This window comes from Epilithonimonas sp., from assembly GCF_036780765.1.
Lineage (GTDB): Bacteria > Bacteroidota > Bacteroidia > Flavobacteriales > Weeksellaceae > Epilithonimonas.
In genome coordinates, this window is sequence record NZ_DAIQCG010000003.1 from 41,283 (window position 1) to 67,022 (window position 25,740).

Annotated in this window: 23 protein-coding genes; 9 read left to right on the forward strand and 14 right to left on the reverse strand. The window is 35.7% G+C overall.

The window, feature by feature from the left end; genetic code table 11:
* Positions 1-12: 12 nt before the first annotated feature.
* The 4 genes from V7P73_RS06715 to V7P73_RS06730 all read right to left on the reverse strand — a co-directional run bounded on the left by V7P73_RS06715 (position 13) and on the right by V7P73_RS06730 (position 6,724).
* The gene (locus tag V7P73_RS06715) at positions 13-717 is read right to left on the reverse strand and encodes a prolyl oligopeptidase family serine peptidase (RefSeq protein ID WP_333852164.1); all 705 of its coding nucleotides are present in this window, start codon (positions 715-717) and stop codon (positions 13-15) included.
* Between the two features lie 252 nt (positions 718-969).
* Positions 970-2,358 carry a glucoamylase family protein gene (locus V7P73_RS06720; protein ID WP_333852165.1) on the reverse strand — a complete coding sequence of 463 codons (1,389 nt, stop codon included), beginning with the start codon at positions 2,356-2,358 and terminating at the stop codon, positions 970-972.
* 78 nt (positions 2,359-2,436) lie between these two features.
* Entirely contained in the window at positions 2,437-3,903 is a 1,467-nt protein-coding gene (locus tag V7P73_RS06725; RefSeq protein WP_333852166.1) for a RagB/SusD family nutrient uptake outer membrane protein, read from the reverse strand.
* Positions 3,904-3,907: 4 nt separating this feature from the next.
* Entirely contained in the window at positions 3,908-6,724 is a 2,817-nt protein-coding gene (locus V7P73_RS06730) for a SusC/RagA family TonB-linked outer membrane protein (RefSeq protein WP_333852167.1), read from the reverse strand.
* Positions 6,725-7,001: 277 nt separating this feature from the next.
* On the opposite strand from V7P73_RS06730, the gene V7P73_RS06735 reads away from it, so the two are divergent.
* Together V7P73_RS06735 and V7P73_RS06740 are read left to right on the forward strand one after the other, a co-directional pair.
* On the forward strand, positions 7,002-7,556 hold the full coding sequence (locus V7P73_RS06735; protein WP_124801780.1) for a ferritin: 555 nt from the start codon (positions 7,002-7,004) through the stop codon (positions 7,554-7,556).
* A 76-nt stretch (positions 7,557-7,632) separates the two neighbouring features.
* On the forward strand, positions 7,633-7,938 hold the full coding sequence (locus V7P73_RS06740) for a DUF493 domain-containing protein (RefSeq protein ID WP_313099534.1): 306 nt from the start codon (positions 7,633-7,635) through the stop codon (positions 7,936-7,938).
* A 261-nt stretch (positions 7,939-8,199) separates the two neighbouring features.
* On the opposite strand, the gene V7P73_RS06745 is transcribed toward V7P73_RS06740, so the two are convergent.
* On the reverse strand, positions 8,200-9,174 hold the full coding sequence (locus tag V7P73_RS06745; RefSeq protein ID WP_333852168.1) for a deoxyhypusine synthase family protein: 975 nt from the start codon (positions 9,172-9,174) through the stop codon (positions 8,200-8,202).
* Positions 9,175-9,558: 384 nt separating this feature from the next.
* On the opposite strand from V7P73_RS06745, the gene V7P73_RS06750 reads away from it, so the two are divergent.
* The 7 genes from V7P73_RS06750 (at position 9,559) to V7P73_RS06780 (ending at position 15,481) form a co-directional block, all read left to right on the forward strand.
* Positions 9,559-11,496 (forward strand): ABC-F family ATP-binding cassette domain-containing protein, encoded by a 1,938-nt coding sequence (locus V7P73_RS06750; protein ID WP_333852169.1) that lies wholly within the window; start codon positions 9,559-9,561, stop codon positions 11,494-11,496.
* Between the two features lie 87 nt (positions 11,497-11,583).
* Positions 11,584-12,342 carry a hypothetical protein gene (locus V7P73_RS06755; protein ID WP_333852170.1) on the forward strand — a complete coding sequence of 253 codons (759 nt, stop codon included), beginning with the start codon at positions 11,584-11,586 and terminating at the stop codon, positions 12,340-12,342.
* Positions 12,343-12,363: 21 nt separating this feature from the next.
* Positions 12,364-12,930, forward strand: coding sequence for a Crp/Fnr family transcriptional regulator (locus tag V7P73_RS06760; RefSeq protein ID WP_333852171.1), 567 nt, complete (start codon positions 12,364-12,366; stop codon positions 12,928-12,930).
* Between the two features lie 94 nt (positions 12,931-13,024).
* A complete protein-coding gene (locus V7P73_RS06765) occupies positions 13,025-13,795 on the forward strand; it encodes a type 1 glutamine amidotransferase domain-containing protein (protein WP_333852172.1) in 771 nt (256 codons plus the stop codon).
* A gap of 157 nt (positions 13,796-13,952) precedes the next feature.
* Positions 13,953-14,600: a cupin domain-containing protein gene (locus V7P73_RS06770; RefSeq protein ID WP_333852173.1), complete on the forward strand. Its 648-nt coding sequence runs from the start codon at positions 13,953-13,955 to the stop codon at positions 14,598-14,600.
* Positions 14,601-14,693: 93 nt separating this feature from the next.
* Positions 14,694-15,236, forward strand: coding sequence for a PH domain-containing protein (locus tag V7P73_RS06775; RefSeq protein ID WP_333852174.1), 543 nt, complete (start codon positions 14,694-14,696; stop codon positions 15,234-15,236).
* Between the two features lie 92 nt (positions 15,237-15,328).
* The gene (locus V7P73_RS06780; protein WP_333852175.1) at positions 15,329-15,481 is read left to right on the forward strand and encodes a hypothetical protein; all 153 of its coding nucleotides are present in this window, start codon (positions 15,329-15,331) and stop codon (positions 15,479-15,481) included.
* A gap of 277 nt (positions 15,482-15,758) precedes the next feature.
* On the opposite strand, the gene V7P73_RS06785 is transcribed toward V7P73_RS06780, so the two are convergent.
* The 9 genes from V7P73_RS06785 to V7P73_RS06825 all read right to left on the reverse strand — a co-directional run bounded on the left by V7P73_RS06785 (position 15,759) and on the right by V7P73_RS06825 (position 25,579).
* Entirely contained in the window at positions 15,759-17,105 is a 1,347-nt protein-coding gene (locus V7P73_RS06785; protein WP_333852176.1) for an IS5 family transposase, read from the reverse strand.
* Between the two features lie 118 nt (positions 17,106-17,223).
* Entirely contained in the window at positions 17,224-19,305 is a 2,082-nt protein-coding gene (locus V7P73_RS06790) for a M3 family metallopeptidase (RefSeq protein ID WP_333852670.1), read from the reverse strand.
* Positions 19,306-19,578: 273 nt separating this feature from the next.
* Positions 19,579-21,432 carry a monovalent cation:proton antiporter-2 (CPA2) family protein gene (locus V7P73_RS06795; protein WP_333852177.1) on the reverse strand — a complete coding sequence of 618 codons (1,854 nt, stop codon included), beginning with the start codon at positions 21,430-21,432 and terminating at the stop codon, positions 19,579-19,581.
* A complete protein-coding gene (locus V7P73_RS06800; protein WP_333852178.1) occupies positions 21,433-21,957 on the reverse strand; it encodes an NAD(P)H-dependent oxidoreductase in 525 nt (174 codons plus the stop codon).
* A gap of 137 nt (positions 21,958-22,094) precedes the next feature.
* Positions 22,095-22,892: a TPM domain-containing protein gene (locus tag V7P73_RS06805; protein ID WP_333852671.1), complete on the reverse strand. Its 798-nt coding sequence runs from the start codon at positions 22,890-22,892 to the stop codon at positions 22,095-22,097.
* Positions 22,873-23,304: a TPM domain-containing protein gene (locus V7P73_RS06810; protein WP_333852673.1), complete on the reverse strand. Its 432-nt coding sequence runs from the start codon at positions 23,302-23,304 to the stop codon at positions 22,873-22,875. The genes V7P73_RS06805 and V7P73_RS06810 overlap by 20 nt, the downstream gene beginning before the upstream one ends.
* Positions 23,301-23,897: a LemA family protein gene (locus V7P73_RS06815; RefSeq protein WP_333852179.1), complete on the reverse strand. Its 597-nt coding sequence runs from the start codon at positions 23,895-23,897 to the stop codon at positions 23,301-23,303. Before V7P73_RS06815 ends, V7P73_RS06810 begins: the two co-directional genes overlap by 4 nt.
* Positions 23,898-23,960: 63 nt before the next feature.
* Positions 23,961-24,731, reverse strand: coding sequence for a nucleoside triphosphate pyrophosphohydrolase (gene mazG, locus V7P73_RS06820; protein ID WP_333852180.1), 771 nt, complete (start codon positions 24,729-24,731; stop codon positions 23,961-23,963).
* A 197-nt stretch (positions 24,732-24,928) separates the two neighbouring features.
* Complete coding sequence (locus tag V7P73_RS06825) at positions 24,929-25,579, reverse strand: protein-L-isoaspartate(D-aspartate) O-methyltransferase (RefSeq protein WP_333852181.1); 651 nt, start codon at positions 25,577-25,579, stop codon at positions 24,929-24,931.
* Positions 25,580-25,740 lie beyond the last annotated feature (161 nt).

Below are 25,740 nucleotides of genomic sequence, written 5' to 3' on the forward strand. Positions count from 1 at the left end.
TTTTAATTTTTCTTAATTTTTAATTTTCTTGAAAGATAACATCCATTCCCATAATTTTGGGTCAGAATAGGTGGAATCCCAAGAATTGTGATTGTCATTTGGGAAAATCGTTAATTCTGCTTTTGGATTAATTGGATGTAATTTTTGATAGAAGTTGAAAGCATTTTCCGGAAGAACAACATCGTCCATACCGCCGTGGAAAATTTTCAGGTTCATATCTTTGTAGTTCTGAATATTAGCCCACATTACTCGGTCTGTCGGTGCGCAAACTGATGCAACCGCTGCAAACATTTCGGGATGTTCACCAGCCAATTTCAAAGTTCCCCAACCGCCCATTGACAATCCGGTGAGGTAGATTCTGTCTTTGTCAATCTTATATTTTTCTGAAATCTCTTTGATGAGGAAATAAACTGCGTCTGTATCCCACCAAGTATTTGCTGGACACTGAGGCGCTAAAATCGCAACAGGTTCTTTGATCAAATTTCTGTATGTAAACGGACTGTGCGCTTTTACCATTTCCAAATCATTACCTCTTTCACCGGAACCGTGGAGGAAAACAATTAAAGGAATTTTGGTTTTGACATCTTTTGGAATATCCAGAATGTAGGATAACTTTTTCTGAATTTTGACTTCTTTATTGAATTCGGCTTTGATTTCCTGTGCTGTTACAAAAGATGAAAACCCAAGTAAGAGAAGAATGATGTTTTTTAATTTCATTTTTTTAATTTTCAAAATAAGTTATTTGAGGTTTTGAATTCTCTATAAATTGTTGAATTTTTATTGTATATCTAAGGCCATAGCCCCGATTGCAACGGCATCCTTTTTTTGTTTTTGTTGATAATTTATTCTCTATGACTGAATTTTCTAAACAAAAAAAGATATAGTGGAAAGCGGGAAATAGCTCCTGAAAATTTATATTATTTCAAATTGAGACAATGATTTTTAGTGTTTAAAGATACTACTTTTTGGCTATTGGATTTTATGTTCTGTGGACTTAAATCCAATTTTTTTGAGTCCTTCTCTAATATCAGGCGCGTTCATAAACAAATACCACAATAATCCTGTGCGGTAATTCTCTATCATTGGTGCAATAGTTCCCTGATCGATAGCGAGATAGCGAGGTGTGGTCCAATCATTAAAATTGATGGAAGTTGCATCATATGGTCCGGCTTGTCCAATGAAATTTGGTTTTTCATCATACAAAAACCTTAAAACAGCCATAGATTCTTTTGGTGTGTAGGGCATAGAACTCAACGCAGCCGTGGGAGTAATTACTCCGAAATCTTCTTTCATAGGTTGATGTGCCGCATAACCAACGGAACCATCTTTGTTCCTTGAATAGCTAGCCGTCAGTCCCCAATATTTCTCGGAATAACCTTTGTAATTCAATGGATTTTCTACGCAATATTTGTAATCTATAAGGACGTGATTTCTATTTAAATCCCAGTAACTTTTTACATATCTGTCGGAAAGTCCTCTTGGATCCAAACCTAAATAGGAATATTGTGACCAAAATAATGGCCCCCCGAATTCTTCTGCATAGTTGTGTTTTACATAAAGTGGTAATCCGTATTTGGTTTTGTCTGTTGTGTAAGTTCCGTTTCTTGACCAGCCTTTGTTATAAGTCTCGGAGTCGATGGAATAATTGGGTGAAGACGCTGCTAAAACATAGGTTATGAGACATTCGTTATAGCCTTGTAGTGGGAAATTCATTTCCCAACCGTACGATGGAGACCAATGCCAGTACAGTACTTTTTCTCCGCCTTTTGTGTACCAGTTCCACTCTATCCCTTTCCAGAGTTTGTCCATTTTTTCAGCAAGTGCTTTTTCTTCTGTATTTCCGTTTTTGAAATATTCGCGAACACAGATAATTCCTTGAGTAAGAAAAGCTGTTTCTACCAAATCCCCGCCATTATCTTTTTTTCCAAACGGAACAACTTTTCCTGTTTCACCATTAATCCAATGCGACCAAGCGCCGTGGAAACGATCTGCTTTTTCTAAGAAATCCGCAATATGAGTCAGTCTTTTTACAGCTTCCTGGCGAGGAATGAATTTTCTGTCTACACCAACTAAAATTGTCATCAACCCAAATCCTGACCCTCCGGTTGTAATCACATGTTTGTCATTATCCGGATAGATATCGTCTTCGTGATAACGCTCTCTCCCTAATAATGAATTAGGCTCTGCGAAGTCCCAAAAATATTTTAGTGCATCACTTTGAACTTTGTTCATTAGTTGATTGTCGGTGAGTTTTTTTGAAATCGGTTTTGTTTCTGTAAATGTTTTTGAGACCTGAGTATTTTTGCAGGAAAGTAAAACTGATAAGGATATGATTGATATTGATAGTAGGTTTTTCATAAGGTCCTATTTCATATTAAAATTAAAAAAAAGAGGAGACCAAAACTCTCCTCTTTGAAAATATTAAAAACTTCTAACTTAGTAATTAAGATTTTGTTTAGAACGCCCTTTGGCTTCAGTAATAAATGTCTGAGGTAAAGGGAACACTTCATGTTTACCTACAATAAATGTTTTACCGTTAGCGGCCATGGCAGATTCTGCCTGACCAGTTCTTACCAAATCAAACCATCTGTCATGTTCAAATGCTAACTCCAATCTTCTTTCTTTCCAAATTGCAAGTCTAACATCTGCTTGAGAAGAAGCTGTAGTATCATTAATTTTAGCTCTTTGTCTTACTTGGTTTAACAAAGGAATTGCTGCAGACGTTTGTCCTAACTCATTCAAGGCTTCAGCTTTAATTAATAAAACTTCTGCATATCTTAGATAACGAATATTTGTATCAGTAGAAGATTGTGTTGTATATGCGGAAGAATAAGCTTTATAGTTGTAATAAGGATTATCTGCATCTGCACCAACCACTCTACCATCATACAAAGTCATTCCTCTTTTCATAATTGTAGCGTCCCTTCTCTCTGTATCCCCTTCCGCTGTAAAGGCATCATATAGGTTTTGAGTTGGTGTATTAAAGCCCCAGCCCCAACCGCCAGTTCCTCTAGCGCCTTGAACTTGTGTATATTGCTGAATTCCCTTACCGGTTTCAATACCAGATCCTTGAATTTCAAAGATAGATTCTGCATTATTTTCACCTGTTACTTTATAAATCTCAATAAAACTAGGTGTAAGAGAATACCCAGTTACTAAATTACATTGATCAACAGCTAATTGCCATTTTTTCTGATACAAATAGACTTTTGCTAAAAGTGCATGTGCAGCTCCTTTAGTAGCTCGCCCAATATCAGCAGTTCCATACTCTGACTTATTTGGCAAAGCGGCAGCCGCGTCAAGTAGATCTTTTTCAATAAAAGCATAAACCTCTTCTTTGCTCTTTCTTGTTAACTGCATGTCCACATCCTCTTCATTTCCTAATACAGGAACGTGGTCAATTAGAGGTACATCACCAAATGATCTTACTAAGGTAAAATACATGAAAGCTCGTAGAAATTTGGCTTCACCTGTTAATCTGTTTCTTAAATTTTGATCAGCATTAGTAAGTTGAGGAAGATATTTTAGTGCTTGATTAGCCCTATTAATCCCTTGATAATTAGACGAGAATAAACTTTCAAATGACGGAGTAGATGGTGTAAATGTCAAAGCATCTAAAATATCTTTATCCGATCCAGTATCACCCGGCGTACTACCTTTATCTGCATCATCAGAAGTGATAGAGGTAACACCAATCCATGAGAAAGTACTCATATCCCAATCCAAAAATTTAGCATAGATAGAGTTAACGAAATTTGTAGCTCCTTCATTATTATTATAAAGCGACAAATCTTCTGCACTTACTTGCTCTGTTGGTGCAACATCTATAAAATCTTCACTACAGCTCTGGTTAAACAATCCTGTAAGAACAAGTGCTGATATTATTATATATTTCTTTTTCATTTTCTTAAAAATTAACGTTTAAACCAAATACAAAACTTCTAAGTGCTGGATAAGAATCCAATTCTACTCCTGCAGAACCATATGGATTTCCATCACCACTTAATTCAGGCGTATATCCTGAATATTTTGTGAAAATTATCGGATTAATTGCACTTACATAAAATCTAACTGATTTTACATAATCTACCACATCTTTGAAAGTATAACCAACAGAAATATTATTTATTCTAAAATAATCTCCTTTTTCTAAGAAGAATGTTGAAGCAATTGGAATGGTAGTGTATGGTCTTGGATTACCTGCATTAGTATTTGAAGTGGTCCAGAAGTCATTTGCTACAGAAGCTTCAATGTTTTCGCCAGAAATTCTCTGTGCTTTTTTACCATTGTAAACACTGAAACCAAATGCACCATAACCACTAAGATTAAAATCAAAGTTTTTATAATTCATGGAAATATTCAACCCCAAAGTAGATTTAGGAATATACGAGTCAAAATACTTTCTGTCATCAGCATCAGCGGAACCAGTTACACCATCACCATCAATGTCTTTATATTTAAGATTTCCATTAGCATCGTAACCATCTGCTTCCCAAAGATAATAACTTCCTAAAGCATGACCTACTGTCGAGTTATTAAACAATTTAGTCCATTGTCCGTTACCTAAACTACCTCCTGATATTTGGGATATATTAGAATCATTTACTCTTGTCAGTTCATTTTGATTATACGAGTAATTTGCTCCAACAGAATAACTAAAATCTTCTCCTACTTTATCTGCCCAATTCAAAGATGCTTCAAAACCTTTATTTGTTACAGATCCTACGTGAGAAAAAAACTCAATATTTTGTCCAGATGTGATAAAATTTTTAACACCCAGAATCAGATTTGTTGTTTTTCTATCATAAACATCAAAAGTACCTGTTAGACGATTATTAAGAACACCAAAATCCAATCCTAATGACGATTCCTCCGTAATCTCCCAGCCTAAATTTGGATCTAACCCTTTATTGATTGTCACACCATTACTTACGGCATTGCCACCAAAAGCGTAATTATAAGAAGTACCAGAAGAAATTGGCAAATAATTTAACGGAACATTTTGGTTTCCTAATCTACCCCAGCCTCCTCTTAACTTCAATAAGTTGAAAAAACTATCTTTCAAGAAAGACTCCTCCGAGATAATCCATCCAGCTCCGAATGACGGAAATGTACCCCATTTATTACCTTCGGCAAACTGAGATGATCCATCTCGTCTCACCGTAGCACTTAAAAGGTAACGGTTCATAAATTTATATTGAGCTCTTGCAAAATAAGAAATTGTTGTATTTCTATTTCCTTGTTTTGAATTAAGAGTTACAATATCATTAATATAATTTTGACCATCAAGATTCCAATAATTAGAAACTGTTCCTAGATTTTTTCTTGAAATAAAAGTCTCATCTTCACCATTTTTTACAGAAGCCTCTGTACCAATCATCGCATCAATGTTGTGATTACCAAAGGTTCTATTATAATTTAAAACATTAGATAACAACCAATTATAATAATCCCGCTTTGTGTTACTTAACGTGTTTCTCGCACTATCTGTATATTGCGAAGCCAAACGATTAGGATCTCCTGCAAGGAAAATACCTAATGCGTCAGTAAAGTTGTAAGATTTAAAATTGGAATACTCTCCGTTAAAATTAGAGGTAAATTTCAGTCCTTTCATAATTTCCACGTCCAACTTTAACATCCCTTGCATAAGCATAGTTTTATTCTTCTCATTATTGAAGTCTAATTGGCTTATTGGGTTTCCAACATTATTAAATCTAGAACCTGACATTGCGTAGTTTCCATTAGCATCAATAAATGGAATACCATACTGACCCGATGGATAACGAACTGGAACCAATGGAGATTGTTTGTAAGCATTGGTAAAAGCACTCAAAGGCTTAGGTGTTACATTGGTAAAAGAAACATTTAGATTCTGAGATAAAGTAATTCTTTTAGATAGTTTGAATTCGTTATTCGTTCTAAAAGTAGTTCTATTGTAATCAGTACCTTTTAGAATTGATTGTTCATCATAATTATTTAAACTAAAGAAATATTTTGCACTTTCAGATGATCCAGATACTGATAAGTTATGCTGATTGTAAATTCCTGTTCTAGTAATCTCTTTGAACCAATCTGTATTATATGGCTGATCAGTAGAAAAATATCTACCTGGTGTAGCTAAGTAGCTATTTGCAATATTATTATAATTAACAAATTCTTGAGCGTTAGCCATTTTTACCTTTTTCAAAGGATTTCTAACACCCACCATTCCATCATATTCTACACTCAGCTTTCCTTTACCAGACTTAGTAGTAATGATGATTACTCCGTTTGCAGCTCGGTTACCATAGATTGCGAGAGCAGCAGCATCTTTCAAAATATCATAAGAAAGGATATCGTTTGAGTTGATATTGTTAATGTTATTTGTAAACATTCCGTCTACAACAAAAAGAGGCTCCCTTCCTCCCGTCACAGTTCCTAAACCTCTTACCATAACTGTAGGCGTAGAACCAGGATTATCAGATGCTGTTATTTGAACACCAGCAGCTTTTCCTTGGATCGCTTGTGAAGCGTTTAGAACTTTTGTTTTGGTAACTTCATCCGCTCCAATAGAACTAATCGCAGTAGTGTTATCTACTTTTTTTCTTGTACCATAACCAATCACAACAACCTCTTCGATTTTATTTTCTTTCGAAACAGTGTCCTGTGTAGATTGTGCATGCAAATCACCGCCAAAGTACAAAGCAGCAATCAACAATGGTAATTTTACATAATTTTTTCTCATAATATTCTTAAGTATTATTTTCTTACACCGAATATATATCTTTTTGTAACCACAATGTTAATTTTAACATAAAATTTTAAAATATTGAAAATCAAATATTTACACCATTGATTTATAACGAATCAATGATTTAATAAAAAATTATTTCCCCAATTTGTGGCTCAATATTTGTCTATTTAACATAATCAAGACTTTAATTACTCAAAATGAGGTATTATATTAAACACATCTCGTCTTGGTTTTTTAACATCAACAAAAATCACTAAACATATAAATTATGAACACTAACAGATTGTCTAACAATATGCAAAATGCATTGATCAAACAAATGACAAAAGAGGCGCACGCTTCACAAATATTTCTTTCGTACGGATGTTGGGCAGATGTAAAAGGTTATGGCGGAATTGCTAATTTCTTGTATCGACATTCTCAGGAAGAACGAAATCATATGATTAAGTTCATGCGCTACATTCTAGACAGAGGTGGCGAAGCTAAAGTAGAAGCAATTCCTGCTCCACCAGAAAATCCTCAAAATCTTACAGACTGTTTTAATAAGGTCTTCCAACACGAGGTAGATAATACCACAGCCATTTACAGTATAGTAGATCTGGCATTTAAAGAGAAAGACTGGGCCACTTGGAATTTTATGCAGTGGTTTGTAAAAGAACAGATTGAAGAAGAAAAGTTAGCCCTTGAATTGATTGACAAATTGAAAATCGCTGGTGGAGACAGAGCTACGGACGAATCCTTATTTACTTTGGACAAAGCCTTGGAAGCCGCCGCAGATGAAGTTTCATTACCTCAGGAAGCAACCGCAGAAAATCCTTCTTAAAAGAAGAATAAATATCACTAACTTTGGTCTCCGTTTTTTACGGAGATTTTTTTATTAACCCAAGACTTAAAATTAGATGGCAGATATCATAGATAGCAATCACGCAAATCCAGAAGAGTTTTACAAATCATTGAAAGAAAAACTGGAAGAACAACATAACTTTCCGGAAGAATACCTCTTCAAATTCATTGTGACAAGTGATCCTGAGAAAATTACGGAAATCTTAAGGGCTTTCGATAATTTGAAATATACTTTATCCAACAAAGAAAGCTCCACAGGAAAATACACTTCCGTTTCTATTGATTGTTTTGTACTGGATGCAGACCAAGTTATCAGCATTTATAAAAAAGTAGCAACCATCGAAGGTGTTATGATGTTGTAATTTTTGGTTTGAATGTTGTATTTTAAAATCAAATTTAAGCTTATGAAAAAGTCATTTTTTAAATTTCTGAATAAAATAAATCTTGCTATTTTACCCAAATACAGCAAAAGAGATTTCACAAAACTGAATAAATTTCAAAAAGCTATTTTTGGTTATAGATATTTGGTTTTAATCAATTCATTAGACTAACAACTCATCAGTTTAAAATAAAAAAGCGTTCAAAATAATTTGAACGCTTTTTTTATTATATGATTAATTCAATTAAGAATTCTCCAAAATGTAGCTGAACATCAATGGTGCACAGATTGTTGCATCACTTTCCACAATATATTTTGGCGTCGTAATATCCAGTTTGCCCCAAGTGATTTTCTCATTCGGAACCGCTCCGGAATAGGAGCCGTAAGATGTTGTAGAATCAGAAATCTGACAGAAATAACTCCAGAAAGGAATATCGTGCATTTCCATATCTTGATAAAGCATTGGAACCACACAGATTGGGAAATCACCAGCAATTCCACCTCCCACTTGGAAGAATCCAACGCCTTTTCCACCTGAGTTTTTCGTGTACCAATTAGCTAAATATGCCATATATTCGATTCCCGATTTCATTGTAGAGAATTTCAAATCTCCTTTGATACAATAAGATGCGAAAATATTACCCATTGTAGAATCTTCCCATCCCGGAACCACGATTGGCAAATTCTTCTCTGCCGCAGCAATCATCCAGGAATTTTCTCTTGGGATCTCATAATACTGCTCAAGAACACCAGACAAAATCATTTTGTACATATATTCGTGTGGGAAATAGCGCTCTCCTTTATCATCTGCATCTTTCCAAATCTCATAGATATGTTTTTGCAATCTTCTGAACGCTTCTTCCTCAGGGATACAAGTATCAGTTACTCTGTTCAGACCTCGTTCCAAAAGTGCCCACTCTTCTTGCGGCGTAAGATCTCTGTAATGGGGAACTCTTTCGTAGTGAGAATGCGCTACAAGATTCATCAAATCTTCTTCAAGGTTTGCGCCTGTACAAGAAATGAAATCGACTTTATCCTGACGAATCATCTCTGCCAAGATTTTTCCTAATTCTGCGGTGGACATCGCACCTGCAAGCGTAATCATCATTTTCCCGCCATCTTTAAGATGCGCAACATATCCCTTGGAAGCATCTACCAATGCTGCTGCATTGAAGTGCAAATAATATTTTTCTATGAACTCAGTAATCGGTTTGCTCATTTTGTTTAAGATTTTTGCAAAGATAAGGATTTGTTTGGATGTCGAAACTCTAGCAATTGATACATTTAGCTAAATTATTTGAGCAGCTTCATCCGCCTTCCGCTCCCAATCTTTTTTGCAGAAACTTTCAGATAAATAGAACTTGAAGACAAGCAAAAAAGGATTTCCGCTCAAGTCTGGCTGCAGATTTGTTGTCCAATCAACTTTTGTCATTAAAAATAGTTGACAATATTTGATTAATGCTTGTCAGGCTGAGGCTCTCGAAGCCATCTATTTCCTTCAATAACACCTTAGTTATTAACCAAATAAAAACTTCCAACATCCATCTTCCAACTTCCATCATATTTCACTACTTTTGCAAATTCAAACAAAATATAGAATACAATGCTTTCGGTTCAGGGATTAGGCTTACATCACGCAGGAAATTATCTTTTCAGAGACACCAATTTCACCATCAAAAAAGGCGATAAAATTGGATTGGTCGGGAAAAACGGAGCCGGAAAATCTACGCTTCTCAAAATTCTTTCCGGAGAAATCAACTTCTTCGAAGGGAATGTAGTGCCAGAAGGTAATATCACCATCGGATTTCTAAAACAGGATTTAGATTTTGTAAAAGGAAGAACCGTTTGGGATGAGACAATGCAGGCTTTTGAGCAAATTAATGCTTTGAAAGATGAGTTGGAAGAAGTCAATAATCAATTGGCGACAAGAACCGATTACGAAAGTGATGCTTACACAGACCTTATCAACAGAATGACGGATTTGAATGATTTGTTAATGAATCACGATGCGTATAATCTGGAAGGCGATGTAGAGAAAATATTATTTGGATTAGGTTTCAAAGCGAGTGATTTTCACAAAATAACCGACGAGTTTTCCGGAGGTTGGAGAATGAGAATCGAATTGGCAAAACTGCTTCTTCAGAAAAACGATTTGATGCTTCTGGATGAGCCGACCAACCACTTGGATATGGAATCTATCATTTGGTTGGAGGACTTTTTGAAAGATTATCCCGGATCAATGTTATTGGTAAGCCACGACAAGCAGTTTATGACTTCTACTTGTAACAGAACTTTCGATGTGAACAACAAGAAAATTGATGATTATAAGGCTAATTATTCCAAATATCTTGAACTAAGAAAAGACAGAAAAGAAAAACTCATCCAGGCTAAGAAAAATCAGGATGCAGAGATAAAACATACCGAGGAATTAATCAATAAATTCCGTGCGAGTGCCTCCAAAGCATCTTTTGCGCAGTCATTGATTAAGAAATTGGAAAAAGTAGAACGCATCGAAGTGGAGAATGAAGATGTATCTAAATTCAATATTCGTTTTCAGCCTTCTGTAACACCAGGAAAAGTAATTTTCGAAGCTAAAAATTTAGGAAAAGCTTACGGCGACAAACAGATTTTTGACAATGTAGATTTCTTTGTAGAACGTGGCGACAGAATCTCTCTTTTGGGACAAAACGGACAAGGAAAAACGACTTTGGCGAAAATTCTTGCTGGCGATATCACAGATTATTCCGGAGAATGGAATCTTGGTCACAACGTAAGTATCGGTTATTTTGCACAGAATCAAGAAGAAGTTTTGACACCGGACAAAACGGTGCTTCAGGAAGCGGAAGATTCCGCAACGGAAGAAACGAGACCGAGAGTTCGTGACCTTTTGGGTTCTTTCTTATTCCAAGGCGAGGATGTAACGAAGAAAACGAAAGTACTTTCCGGAGGCGAAAGAAACCGTTTAGCACTTTGTAAATTGTTGCTTCGTCCGTTCAATACGTTGATTATGGATGAGCCTACGAACCACTTGGACATTCAGTCTAAGGAGATTATCAAGTTGGCGCTTCAGAAATATGAAGGAACTTTGATTGTGATTTCTCACGACCGTGAATTCCTGCAAGGTTTATCAGACAAAATCTTCGAATTCCGTGATGGAAAAATGAAAGAATTCCTTGGAAACATTGATGAATACTTGGAATACAGACAAAAAGAAAGCATCCGAGAAGTCTCTGCAGAAAGAGCGAAGTTACATCAGGAAGAAGTTGAAGAGCCAAGACAAAAAATACAGGAATCAAAACCGGCAACCAACAACACTCAACCTACAACCATAGTTAGTAAGGAACATAAAAACATCCAAAATAAACTTAAAAAAGTAGAAGAAAAAATCTCAGAATTAGAACTTAAGATTGAAGAATTCGAAAGTTCTTTTACCAAAGACAATCCTTCTGAGGAAGTTTTGGAAACTTATAACAAAACCAAAGAAGAATTGGATTTGACGCTTCAAGAATGGGAATATCTTGGAAGTCAATTAGAGAATTAATTTTAAAATATTTAAATCCATTCAAAATGAATGGATTTTTTGTTTGGAAAGAATAATTTAAGATATTTGAATTATTAATTAAAATCAATGAAATTCAATCGATTATTAATTCTCTTTCTATGTTTAAGTTGTAAAAAACTTGAAAAAATATCTGAAAGAATAACACAAAAAGACACATTATTGATTGCCAAACAAGAGTTTTCTAACTTTAATAAAATCAATAGGACTTTCATAATCTTTTCTGACAGCTCCTATATCTTCAATGATTATTTAAAAGAAACTAATCACCGTAAAGAAGAAAGCTTCGAAGGAATATTGAAAATTAAAAACGATACAATTAATTTCTTCCCTTTTGAACTTGATTATAATGAAGCCGAAACTGCTGTTCTTAAAAATGGTTTTATAGAATTTACAGATGGGGAAGCTCCTGATAGGATGAAAATCGAGAAAACAACTTTGAAAGTTAATAATTTAATTGATTTTAAAAGCTTCAAAGATTACGCGGTTTTTACAGATTACAAAAAATTTGAAAACGACAATAGCTATAAAAGCTTTGATTTAACAGCTAAGGATTTAATGAAAATTGAAACTATTTTAAAAAATGAGTTTCAAAAAAATAAACATTTGAGAAAATACTCTGACTATTTGAAACAAGTTACTTCATTAAAAAATGAAAAAAATGAAGAGATTGTTGGTATTCATTGTTATTGCAAAGATGATGATTTACAAGAAAGTTTTCAGTTTTATAAAATTGGAATGGAGGATGGAGGAAATTGTAATGTTTACATTCGGTTAAACCTTACAACAGGAAAAATAGAAATACTAAACATTGCTGGACTTGCTTAAAATATTATAAATACAAAATCAATGAGCGACAAACTAAGAAAACATATCGAAGAAATCACTCCGATTACGGATAGAGAATTCGATTATCTGTTATCTCATTTTTCTGTCAAAATACTTAAGAAACATCAGTTTTTGGTTCAGCAAGGTGAGCTTGTTAGAAACGACCATTTTGTAGTTTCCGGTTTGCTGAAAGCATATCACATCAATCCTGATGATGGCAAAGAGCACATTCTTCAGTTCGCTTGGGAAAACTGGTGGGTTACCGATTTTCAGGCCTATTTTAACCAGACCAATTCTACTCTTAATATAGATTGTATAGAAGATGTAGAAGTTCTTTCCATTTCATTGGAAAATCGCGAAAAGATATGTGCAGACCTTCATAAGATTGAACATTTTTTCAGAAAAAAATCAAACTTCGGTTACATTGCACTTCAGCAACGGATTCTTTCACTTTTGACCCACAATGCAAAAGAACGTTATGAGCTAATGCTCAGCAACTATCCTTCTCTTTTTCAACGCGTTCCAAAATCCCTCATCGCATCTTATCTCGGTGTTTCCAGAGAAACTCTCAGCAGGTTATCAAAATAATGTGATGTACATCACAAAAAAACATTGATCTACATCCTTTCTTTCTGTCTCTCTTTTTTAGAATTTTGCAGTATTAAATTTTAAAATTGTGATAATGAAAACCAACGTTTTAATTTTCTCTGTTTTATTTGCAGTTGTTTCTGTCTTCAATTTTGCAAATGCACAGAATAAGAAATCCAAAAAAGCTATGAACAAAAAAATCTTATTCGTGGTCACAAGTCACGACAAAAAAGGAAACACAAATGAACCAACAGGTTATTACCTTGGTGAAGTTTCTCATCCTTGGCAAGTTCTTCATTCTGCCGGTTATGACATCGATTTTGTAAGTCCAAAAGGTGGAAAAGCACCAGTTGACGGACTTAATTTGGAAGACGCTGTGAACAAAGAATTCTGGGAAAATAAAGAATATCGTGCAAAAATTGAAAACACAATGAAACCTTCCGAGGTTGACCCTTCAAAATATGCTGCAATTTTTTACGCTGGCGGACACGGAACAATGTGGGATTTCCCGGACAATACAGAACTCCAAGATATTGCAAGAAAAATCTATGAAAATAATGGCATTGTAAGTGCGGTTTGTCACGGTCCTTCTGCTCTTGTGAACCTTAAATTATCAAACGGAAAATATCTGGTTGATGGCAAAAAAATAAATGCTTTCACTAATGAAGAAGAAACCGCAGTAAAACTGGAAAATGTAGTTCCTTTCTTATTGGAAAATCAATTGAAAGAAAGAGGTGCTATTTTTGAAAAATCTGGACTTTGGCAGAATCACGTAGTAGCTGACGGAAGACTAATCACAGGACAAAATCCACAATCTGCAAAAAGTGTTGGAGAAGAAATCTTAAAACAATTGAAACAGAAATAAACTTCACAACATTCAATATATAAAAGCAAAGCCGAAATTGGTTTTGCTTTTTTGTTTTCATCAATTAGCAGGTTAGATTTATTCATTTTGTTTTTGTACATTCACTTCGTTGAAAAAGAACCGATTACGATTATTAATTTTAATTCAAAAAAATATAATGATGAAAGACAATTCCAACTCCAGACGCGATGCGATTCAAAAATTAGGACTTGTAACTGCAGGATTATTTCTTGCGCCTCTTATTTCTTGTAATGAAAAAGAAGATAAAAAGGAAGCCAACACTCAAAAACCGCCATTACCATTTCTGATTCCTCCAAAAGAACCTTTGGAAGCCGGACCAATGGGAAGTAATATGAGAACCTTGGTACACAGTTCCCAAACCAATATGCAATTTTCCTGTGTAGAAGCAGTTTTAGCATCTAAAAAAATTGCAGGAATGCCTCACAAACACGACAATCTGGATGAGCTGATGTCTGTGATAGAAGGGACAGCTTCTATTTTGATGGGCGAAGAAGTTGTTACTGTTCCTGCAGGAAGTTGGCATCTGAGACCGCGAGGAATTATTCACGTTGTTTGGAATAACGGGACCGAAGACCTGAAGCTTGTCGATATGTATTTTAATCAAAACTTTGAAGATTACCTTGAGGAAATCTATCACAAAATCATCCCCGAAGTTATCAAACGCAATGTCACTTTTGAAGAACCAGATATTGCTAAAAAAGTTGCTGACCTTGATAAAAAATTCGGATTGACTTATTATCCGGAAAAGCTTCAGCCGTTGGTTGAGAAATATGGTTTGAGTTAATTTTTTTGAATGGACAAGAGTCGTTCGGTTTGGTTTTTAAAATTTCACATTAGATAAGAACTTAAACAAAACTCAATTACAAAAATCCACATAATGATTAATAATCTCAAGAAATACCTCAACGAAGAACAATACCCGAAAGCTGTAGAAAAAATCATAGAAAAAGTAAATGACCTGCTAACGAACGGAGAAACTGTAGAGTATATCGCAGTACAAAATAAACCTGCAATCAATATCTCCCCAGATTCTATTGTTCTTACGAATAAAAGAATCTTGTTTTTCCGCTCGAAATCCTTTGGATTGGTGACAGATTTCAACGATTATCTTTGGAAAGATGTTGCAGAGAGCCATATTAGCGAGGCTATTTTAGGCTCCACTTTTACAATGACTGCAATCACGGGATTCATTGAAACAATAGATTATATTCCAAAATCTCAAGCCAGAAAACTTTATCAATATGCTCAAGGCAAGGAAGAGGAAATGATAGAATACCGCAGAGAAAAGAACTGGAAGAAAGAAGAGCCGCAGCGGGAGGAATTGTTCTCAATACGCCAAACGAAAATCAAGAAAAGCCTGCAGAACCGCAAGAGCCAAAAGCAGAGACACCAACAGAAGATCCTATGGAAACACTTCTGAAATTGAAAGCTTTTCTAGACAATGATTTGATTTCTCTCGAAGATTACGAAACTAAAAAGAAAGAGATTTTGAACAGAATGTAATAAGGTAGAATGAAATTCAGCATTGGAAATGACGGAAGAAATCGCCCAGATTACACAACAAGTCTTAAGAAACGAGACTTAGTCTTTTTTATCAATGTTTTTAGTTTCGATTTCATTAGTTTGATTTTGTTCTTTGGGATTACAACTAACGATAAAAATTAATATTAAAAAATAGAAAGGAAATAATAGTTTTCTCAAAAAATGTTGAATTTAAAACGAAGTTAATTAAAAAAATCTTCAATTGGTTGGGGATTGTTAATTTCGAAGACGTCCTTGCGGCCGTGATGGTAAGGGCGCGAGCGCAGCGAGCGGTCTAGCAATATTTTGCAAAAATCTTGCTAGACGAAACCCCTGAACAGCGCGAATTGTCCGCCCAAATTATTACAAAAAAAACGCTTCCGAATTGGAAACGTTTCTTTTAATTTTATTTAGTCGTTCCTTAACAAAACCCACTATTTAATTTATTTTTAAAAACAGGATTAGAAAACAGCATAATTTGTATCTTATAAAATAAGAAAATAATTTTGTGTTTCAGTAGTTCCATCATTTTCTTCAGGTTCCAAGCGGTTGCAGCTAGTAATGCATTGATTTGTGGTCCCGTTTCTCCCAGGAAGTAATTTTTTGCCAGCCTAAAATCGGTTTTTAAATGTCCGATGATAGGTTCTATTGCCGCTCTGGTTCTAAATTTTTTGCGCTTTGTTTGCTTTTGATAAGCAGTGTCTTTTTTTCTTGGAGTGCTTGGGATGGAGATTTTCACGCCCTTTATTTCTGATTTTCCTCTGCCACCTCTATCGTAAAGGAGTTCTTTTGGGAGCTTTTGACCACCGGTTTCCATCTGTTCCAAAAGTGGTTCTATGGTGTGACCATCGTAAGGAGTTTGCAAAAATGCTTTAATCCCGAGAATGATTTTCTTGCCTTTGTTGGCGGTGGTTATCAAACCTACCTTATTCCCAAATTCATACTGGCTATGCGCTTTTCCTTTGGCAATACATCGGGTAAAAGGCTTGTGAATGCTGTAAATTTTATCGGCATCGTTTCTTTTTTGTGTGACAACCTTGGTGTACAATGTAATTAAATCTTTATAAAATTCTTGCTGTTCTGCATTAAAATTCCGTTGCAATTCACGAATCAGCCTCATGGCGATGGTTTTGAGCTGTCTTTGAGATTTCCTTGCCGCTTTTGCCCGCTTGGGATGTTTTCCGTTGTAGGTGTTGCGCACCATTTGTTTGCTGACTTTTGTGTAGCGTTGTCTTTGTTTTATGCCTTCATTTCCGGCTATTTTGTTGCAATAATCAATCACTTTTTTGCACAATTTTGCATCGGTAGGAAAAGAGGTATTATTCTCCTGAACGGTAGTATCGGACAAAACAAAATTTGAGGTGTTCGTCTTGGCATCGTGCATTCTTACGCTGTAGGCAAAGATTTTTTCGATACCTTTTTCGCCAATTCTTTTTCGGAAATGAACAAAATTACTCGGGTCACAAGGAAATTCGTGTTCAAAGAAAACCCTGCCACAAAAATACTGCATATAAGGATTCATGATCCAGGCTTTTTCCAACGTCTCATCGCCCAAATTATACAAATGTTTCAGTAGCAAACAACCCACCATAAACCGAATCGGATGGCTCGGATTGCCCACTTTGGAATACAAGGGCGAAAATTCTTTCTCAAAATAATTCCAATCTATTTTTTCTGAAAGTAGAACAAGTTCATGCTCGTGGTCAATAAAATCCACCAACATTGGGCGGAATAATTCTGGCTTCTTTTCTGGATTTTTCCCCAACATATTTGCAAGGTTTTAAAGCTCTAAGATACAAATTCTTGCAATAAAAAACAAGCTATTTTAAACCCAAAATACTAATAATCAGTAAATTATAGGTGGTTTAAGGAGAGACTATTTAAATTTATTTGATAAAACCTCTACTTCTCAACAAAGGTTTGATGTCTGCTTTATGACCTGTAAACTCTTCAAAAGCTTTGTTCAAATCTACACTGTTGCCGACAGAAAGGATATATTTTCTGAATCTGTCACCATTTTCTCTCTTGATTCCGCCATTGGCTTTTATCCATTCCCAAGCGTCAGAATCCAAAGTTTCTGACCAAAGGTAAGCGTAATAACCTGCCGAATATCCACCACCCCAAATGTGTGCAAAGTAAGGCGTGTGATATCTTGGCGGAACTTGTGGAACTAACAATCCATATTTGGACAAGGCTTGATTTTCAAAATCTAAAACCGGAATCAACTGGCTGTCAGAAGTTACCGTGTGCCAATTCATATCCAAAGTCGCAGCAGCTACCAATTCTGTTGTTGCATAACCTTGATTGAAGTTCGATGCTTTCTTGATTTTATCAATCAAAGTCTGAGGCATCGGCTGTTTGGTTTGATAATGCAAAGCATAATTTTTCAAAATCTCTGGTTCCAAAGCAAAATGCTCGTTGATTTGTGAAGGGAATTCTACAAAGTCTCTCGGTGTATTAGCTCCAGAAATGGATGCATATTTTTGGTCTGCAAATAAGCCGTGCAAGGTATGACCAAACTCGTGGAACATAGTTTCTACATCGTCATAAGAAATCAAAGAAGGCTTTCCTGCTGCAGGTTTTTGGAAATTGTAAACATTAACAATCACTGGTTTCTGTCCTAATAAATGAGACTGAGGAACAAAATTGTTCATCCAAGCGCCTCCACTTTTGTTGCTTCTGGTATAGAAATCCAAATAATAAAGCGCCAAAGATTTTCCGTCTCTGTCAAAAACCTCGTAAGCTACAACATCCGGATGATAAACCGGAAGATCTTTTCTTTCTTTGAACGTGATGCCGTAGAATTGTTCAGCAGCGTAGAACACGCCTTTTTCCAAAACCGTTGTCACTTCGAAATAAGGTTTTATTTCGTTTTCATCAAGATCATATTTGGCTTTTCTCACTTGCTCAGAATAGAAATTCCAGTCCCAAGGTTCAACTTTGAAACCTCCTTTCTGTGCATCAATCACTTCCTGAATTTCTTTAGCTTCACGATTAGCTGTTTCCACTGCAGGTTTTGCCAGTTGAGCCAAAAGTCCCATTGCTGCTTCTGGTGTTTTTGCCATTTGATCTTGCAAACTCCATTCAGCGAAGTTTTTCTTCCCGAACAGTTGAGCTTTTTGCAATCTTAATTTTGCTAATTTCTCAACCGTTTCCCTTGTATCGTTTTCGTCACCTTTTTCAGCTCTTGTCCAAGATGCTTTGAAGAGTTTTTCTCTTGTGGCTCTGTTTTTCAGATTCTGCAAAAGTGGTTGTTGTGTTGTATTTTGTAAAGCCAGAAGATATTTTCCTTTTTGGCCGGCTTGTTCTGCATCGTTTGCTGCTGCAGCAATTTCGTCTGCAGAAAGTCCGTCTAATTCTTTGACATCAGAAATCAAAACAGCTCCTTTTTTTCTAGCTTCCAATAATTTGTTACTGAATTGAGTCGCTAAAGTGGCTAATTGCTGATTGATTTCTTTTAATTTTTCTTTGTTTTCAGCAGAAAGATTAGCTCCAGCAATTTCAAAATTAGTCAAATAAAATTCAGTTAATCTTTTGCTTTCCGCATCCAATTTATCAGTTTGGACTGCTTTTAATCTTTTGTAAAGCTTTTCATTCAGATTAATTTTATCCGAATGTGAGGCAAAAATCGGAGCATATTCTTCTTCTAATTTTTGAAGTTGGTCGTTGGTATTAGAACTCGTCAAATTATAAAAAAGAATCGTCGCTCTTCCAAGGGTTTCGCCGCTGTTTTCTAAAGTCAAAACGGTATTCTCAAAAGTTGGAACAGCTTTGTTATTGACGATTTTATCAATGTTTGCCAATTGCTCTTTCAAACCAACTTCGAAAGCGGGTTTGAAGTGTTCATCTTTTATTTTATCGAATTCCGGAGCTTGGTATTGCAACGGACTTTTTTTAAGAAATGGATTACTGTTCATAGATTTTTGTGTGGTTGCAGAAGCTGTTTTCTTCTGAGCATTTATGGTCATATTTCCTGCGTTGAAGGCTAGGAAAGTGACCAGTAAAGTCGTTCTTATTTTCTTCATAAAATAGAAATTATTTCGGGGAATAAAAGTAATGAAAAGTGAGGAATTAATCTAATTAGAATCAAAGAGAAACTTTGAAATTAGAAAACTTTCTGGTCTAATGATTGACTAAAGTGGATTGTAAAACCAATCTCCAGCGCGACTGGAACTGGTTCTTCGAAAGTCTCATACGGACAGACTTGGAGTAGAAAGCGGATTAATCTACCCCCAATGAATTTATTTATCATCCTCCTCTCCTTCTCCGCTCCAATGATTTTCTTCGAAGGAAATACTGTCCAGAGCCAGTAATTCGGCTTCACGTTCCAGAGATTCCCGCAGGGTGAAGGTGATCTTATCCTTGTCTTTTTCTTTTGCCAAACGTTTGGTCATTGCTTTATCAATCAGCATAAAACGTTTGCCCATTCTTCGGGCCGTATATTTTCTCATTCCGTTTTCTTTCAGAATATCAACTGCCATATCCACAGCTGTACCCAAGGTCTCGCGATAGATATTATTAACATTCTTATTTAGAAAATCATAGGCATCTAAGCGGTTTTTGGCCCTGACAAATATTTTCAGATCGGGATAATTTTCTTTACAATAATCTACCAAAAATTTATTTTTTTCAGGATCATCCAGACAAAGCACAAGAAGCTCAGCTTCTTCGATTCCTGCTGCTCGTAGTAAAGCAGGTTTGGTGGCATCACCATAATAAACATTAAAACCGTTCGACCTTAACAAAGCAACTCTGTCTGGGTCGTTATCTAGGACGGTTGAATGGATTCCGTTGGCCTTCAAAAGACGACCGACTGTACTGCCAAAAAATCCAAAACCCACTATAATTATTTTTCTTTGCTTGATGATGCCAAGCTCTGTATTCTCTTCATTTTTTTGTTTAATAAAACGATTATCCAAAACTTTTTCTTTGAATATCAAAAGCAGTGGCGAAATACACATTGTAATTGCGACAATAGCCATCAGCTCCGAATTAGCTTGATAATCAATAAGGTACAGACTCGCTGCAAAATTAACGAGAACAAATGCAAATTCTCCCACCTGAGATAATGCAAAAGCCAGAAAAAAACTTTGCTCATTGTTCATCTTATAATATTTTCCAATTGCAAAAAGAACCACTGCTTTGATTGCCAAAACAATAAATGCTGCCGAGAAAACAAAGAAAGGTTTTTCTGCAATGATATTGAAGTTGATTGTAGCGCCTACACTTACAAAGAAAACCGCCAGTAATAATCCTTTAAAGGGGTCGATATCGCTTTCTAACTCGTGGCGAAACTCGCTGTTAGCTAACATTACACCAGCAATAAAAGCACCTAAAGCCGGACTCAGACCCACAGAGATCATCAGTTCCGAAACTCCTATTATTAAAAATAACGAAGCAGCAGTCAGCAATTCATTTAAGCCAGACTTCGACACAAATCTCAGAAAAGGAATAAAAATATAGCGCCCTAACAGTATCAAAGCCAAAACTCCCAAAATAACTGTAAAAGGCTGTAGCCAATCTGGTACATATTGCAGCAGAATTTCCTCATGTTCTGACTGTTTTACCGCACTCTCGGATTTAGATAAAAATGGAAGCAATGCCAGAATCGGGATAACAGCAATATCCTGAAATAATAAGATTGAAAACGATGATTCTCCGCTTACCGTTCTGAAAAGATTTTTTTCTTTTAAAGTTTGTAAAACAATTGCTGTAGATGACATTGCGAAACAGAGCGATATGATCAGTGATTTTTTTAATCCAAATCCTGCAACATAGAACACAAAGAAAATCCCAACTATACTCAGAATCATCTGACTGAGTCCTAACCCCAGAATTCTTTTTCTGATTTGCCAAAGTTTATGAGGCTCCAGTTCCAGTCCAACCAAAAACAAAAGCATCACAACACCTAATTCCGAAGCGTGCATAATATCTGCTGCATCTCGTCCTGTCAGTTGAAGGCAAAACGGACCAATCAAAATTCCACCAAGAATGTAACCAATGACAGAACTCAATCCCAGTTTCTTTCCTAACGGAACCATAATAATGGCCGCTCCAAGAAAAATCAGAATTGTCATCGCAATGGATCCTTGCATCTATTCTATTTTTAAAGTTTCAGCCAACTCTTCGGAAAGCAGATTAAGCTCTGTCTCGTGCAGATTGTCGGCATTATAAATGATGTGTATTTTTTTAAGGTCGATATTGTTAACGTGCAAAGAAACTCTGAGTCCAGAAAGTAATTCTTCTACCTCGGTTTTATATTTTCCTTCTGAATTATAATTACTTTCTCTTCCGCCAACACTTGTAATAATAAGCGCGTCTTTTCCAGAAAGAATATTAATACCGTTCTCAGAAATCCAGCGCATATCAAAAACCTCATCTATCCAAAGTTTCAGTAATGGTGGCAAACCAAACCAAATGATGGGAAAATGAAAAATAATGCGTTCATATTCTACAATTCTTTTTCTTTCCCGAAAAGGCTGAATATGAAAATCTGGATAATCCTCGTACAAATCTCGAAACGTGACATTGTCCATATCATCATAACATTCTAACAATCTAATATTTGTGGTAGAATGTTCGAAGTATGGATGAGCAAATAGAACCAATGTTTTTTTCAAAGAAATCTCGATTTTCGTAAATATAGTGATTTTTTACGTGATGTCCTGATTTGGATTGTTACGAAATTGATAATAATTCTAATCAAAAAGAAAACCCGGACAAAAATCTGGGTTTTATTATATATTCATTTCTTAATTTACCATCCGCCAGAAGCACCACCTCCGCCAAAACTTCCGCCTCCGCCGAAACCGCCAAAGCCTCCGCCTCCAGAACTTCCGCCACCAAATCCACCTCCGCCGAAACTTCCCGGAAATGGAAAGAATCCGCCTCTGTATCTTCGTCTTCCTTTTCTTGATAGCGTATAATCATCCTCGTCATAATTTCCACCACCGTTATTTCCATTAATTATACTTATCAAAATGATAATGATTACAATGATTAAAATAATAGCTCCAACGCTTATTCCGCTTTCATTCTGTTGTTTTTTGACAATCGGTTTAAATTTCCCCTGAACTGCTTCCATAATTGCAGAAGTTCCACGGTCAATTCCGTTATAAAACTCTCCGTTTTTAAAAGCTGGCGTTACAAGATAATCCAAAATCTGTCCCGCCACCGAAGCCGTTAAATATTGCTCCACCGCACGACCTTGCTGAATAGACATAGTTCTGTCTTCTGTCGCAATCAGGAAAACCACACCGTTATCAACACCTTTTTGTCCGATTCCCCACTTTTCTCCGTACATTGTTGCGAGATAATTCACGTCTTCACCACTTGTAGTTGGAAGAATAATGACCTCGATTTCTGTAGAAGTAGAATCGGAAAACTTGATTAGTTTTTGATTCAGCGCGTCTTTTTCAGATTTCGACAACAACCCTGCTTTATCATAAACCGGATAAAGAACTGCAGGTTTTTCCGGCACCAACTGAGCTTTGGAAAATAATCCAAAAATCAGGAATAATGCGAAAATATATCGTTTAAGAGAAGCTGATATCATTGGGTAATTCATTGATATTTTCCCCAGATATTGGGAAATATTTTTTCAGTTCGAGTCCGGTTTTCAGAATGGCATCTTTCAGACCTTTGTAGTAATTTTCTTTTGCAAATTCGGCAGTAATCTCATCGTGAAGATTATCCCAAAATGTTTGCTTTACTTTTTTATGAATGCCTTCGTCTCCGATAATCGTGAGATAATGTTGTTCGAAATTCACATAGAACAAAACGCCATTTCTTTCTTTGGTCAGATGCATTTCTAACGAACGAAATATCTCGAAAGCTTTTTTTGCAAAATTATCCTCACTCGTAGAATCGATATGCACACGAATCTCTCCCGAAGAATGGTCTTCAGCTATTTTGATGGCCTCCACAAGGGAAGCCATCTCTGTATTGGTAAGAAAATCTGTCATTATTCTGAGAAAACACTTGGTGCTTTTTCTGCGCCAGCTTCAGCTTTGAAATATGGTTTTTCTTTGAAGTTTGAGAAGTTTGCGATAACGTTGTTCGGGAACTTTTTGATATTTGTGTTATATTCTTTCGCAGCATCATTATAGTAAACCGTTTCTGAACGAATACTATTCTCAATCGCTGTATATTCTCTTTGGAAGTTAATATATTGCTGGTCAGCTTTCAAGTTTGGATAACTTTCTACAACTGCTAATAATCTGCTCAATGAACCGCTCAATTCGCCTTGTGCCGCTTGGAATTTTGCCATATCCGCCTCGGTCATATTTGTCGGATCGATGTTAACTGAAGTGGCTTTTGACCTTGCTTCTACTACTTTTGTTAAAGTTTCAGACTCGAATTTAGCATAAGATTTTACTGTTCTTTCCAAATTCGGAATTAGGTTCGCTCTTTTCTGATAAACAGTTTCCACGTTTGACCATTTGGCATTCACAGTTTGTTCCTGAGCTACAAATCCATTTCTAATTCCAACTGCCCAAAATCCCACAATTGCGATTAACGCTACAATAACGATTAATACAATACAACCTTTACCTTTCATAGTTTGATGTGTTTTAAAATTTTAATTAAACCAAATATACAAATTAAATAAAACGAAGAAATTTTATTTTTCAGAAACCTTCGCCTCTTCCCAAAGTTCATCCATTTCAACAAGATTCAAATCAGCCAAAACCAAGTTTTTATTGATGGCAATTTCCTCCATTTTCTGAAACCTGGAAATGAATTTTGAATTGGTTTTTTCAAGAGCCGTATCTGCATTCATTCCGGAGATTCTGGCATAATTAATCAAAGAAAAAAAAACGTCTCCCAACTCTATTTCTTTTTTATGTTTATCAGTCTCTTGATGAAATTCCTGCAATTCTTCTCGCACTTTCTCCCAAGCTTCGTCAGCAGAATCAAATTCGAAGCCAATTCCTTTCACTTTATCTTGGATTCTGTAAGCTTTTATCAAACTCGGAGTTCCTTTTGTCACGCCAGAAAGCACAGATTTGTTCCCTTCTTTCAATTTCAGCTTTTCCCAGTTTTGTTTTACCATTTCTTCATCTTCTGCAACTGTATCACCGTAAATATGTGGATGACGGAAAATCAATTTTTCGTTCAGAGAATTAATGACATCAGCAATATCAAAACTCTTCTTTTCAGAACCGATTTTTGCATAGAAAACCAAATGCAACAACACATCGCCCAACTCCTTTTTGATTTCCTGCAAATCTTCATTTAAAAGTGCGTCAGACAATTCGTAAGTTTCCTCCAAAGTCAGATGGCGCAAGGTTTCAAAAGTCTGCTTCTGATCCCACGGACATTTTTCCCGCAAGTCATCCATTATATCGAGAAGCCTTCCAAAAGCTTCCATTTTTTCCTGTCTTGTATTCATTTTCTTATAATTTTTTTGGGCAGCTATTTCCGCCTTCCACTCCCAATCTTTTTTGCAGAACTTTTCAAAGTAAATAGAACTTGAGAACAAGCAAAAAAGGATTTCCGTTCAAGTCGGGCTACAGCTTCGCAAAGGTTCGACATTCGTTATTAAAAAATCAATTTCCTACCAACTTTCAACCGACAACAATCAACCAATCAATGTGATTTATTTTGCAACATCGGTACAAATTTATAAACTCCAAATTCCTCTTTTTCAAATTGCGTATCAGAAATTTTAGTAAATCTGTAAAGAATCTGTTCATCAGTTTTCCCCAACGGAATCACCATTTTTCCACCAACTTTTAGCTGCTTTAATAATTCGGTTGGTAGAATTTCTGCGCCACACGTTACCAATACTTTATCAAAAGGTGCAAACGTTGGCAAACCTGCAAATCCATCGCCGAAACTCTGAAATTTAGGTCTCATATCCAATTCTCTGAGAATCTTAGTAGAAAAGTTGTACAAATCTTTTTGGCGTTCAACCGTGTAAACCAAAGCTTTCATTTGAATCAGAACAGCGGTCTGATAACCGCAGCCTGTCCCGATTTCTAATACTTTTTCACCTTCATTCACTTCCAGCAATTCAGTTTGTTCAGCAACAGTTGACGGATGAGAAATCGTTTGTTTTGCAGCAATCGGAAATGCACGGTCTTCATAAGCGTAATCTTCAAAAACACTCTCAATAAAAAGATGTCTCGGAACTTCGTTCATCGCATTCAAAACAAAAGAATCAGTAATCCCGATTTTCTGATGAAGATAATCGATTAATTGTTTCCTTTTGCCTTTGTGAACGTAAGTATCTCTCATTATTAGTTTTAGTTCTTTAATAATTCTTCTGCAATTTCCGAAGTAAAATTTGAATTTCCAAACAGGAATCATAAAATTAAAAAATTATCAAAAATTTAACCTATATCTAAAATAAACTTTATAGCTTTGATTGTTTTTTTATTAAAAAATTAAATATATTT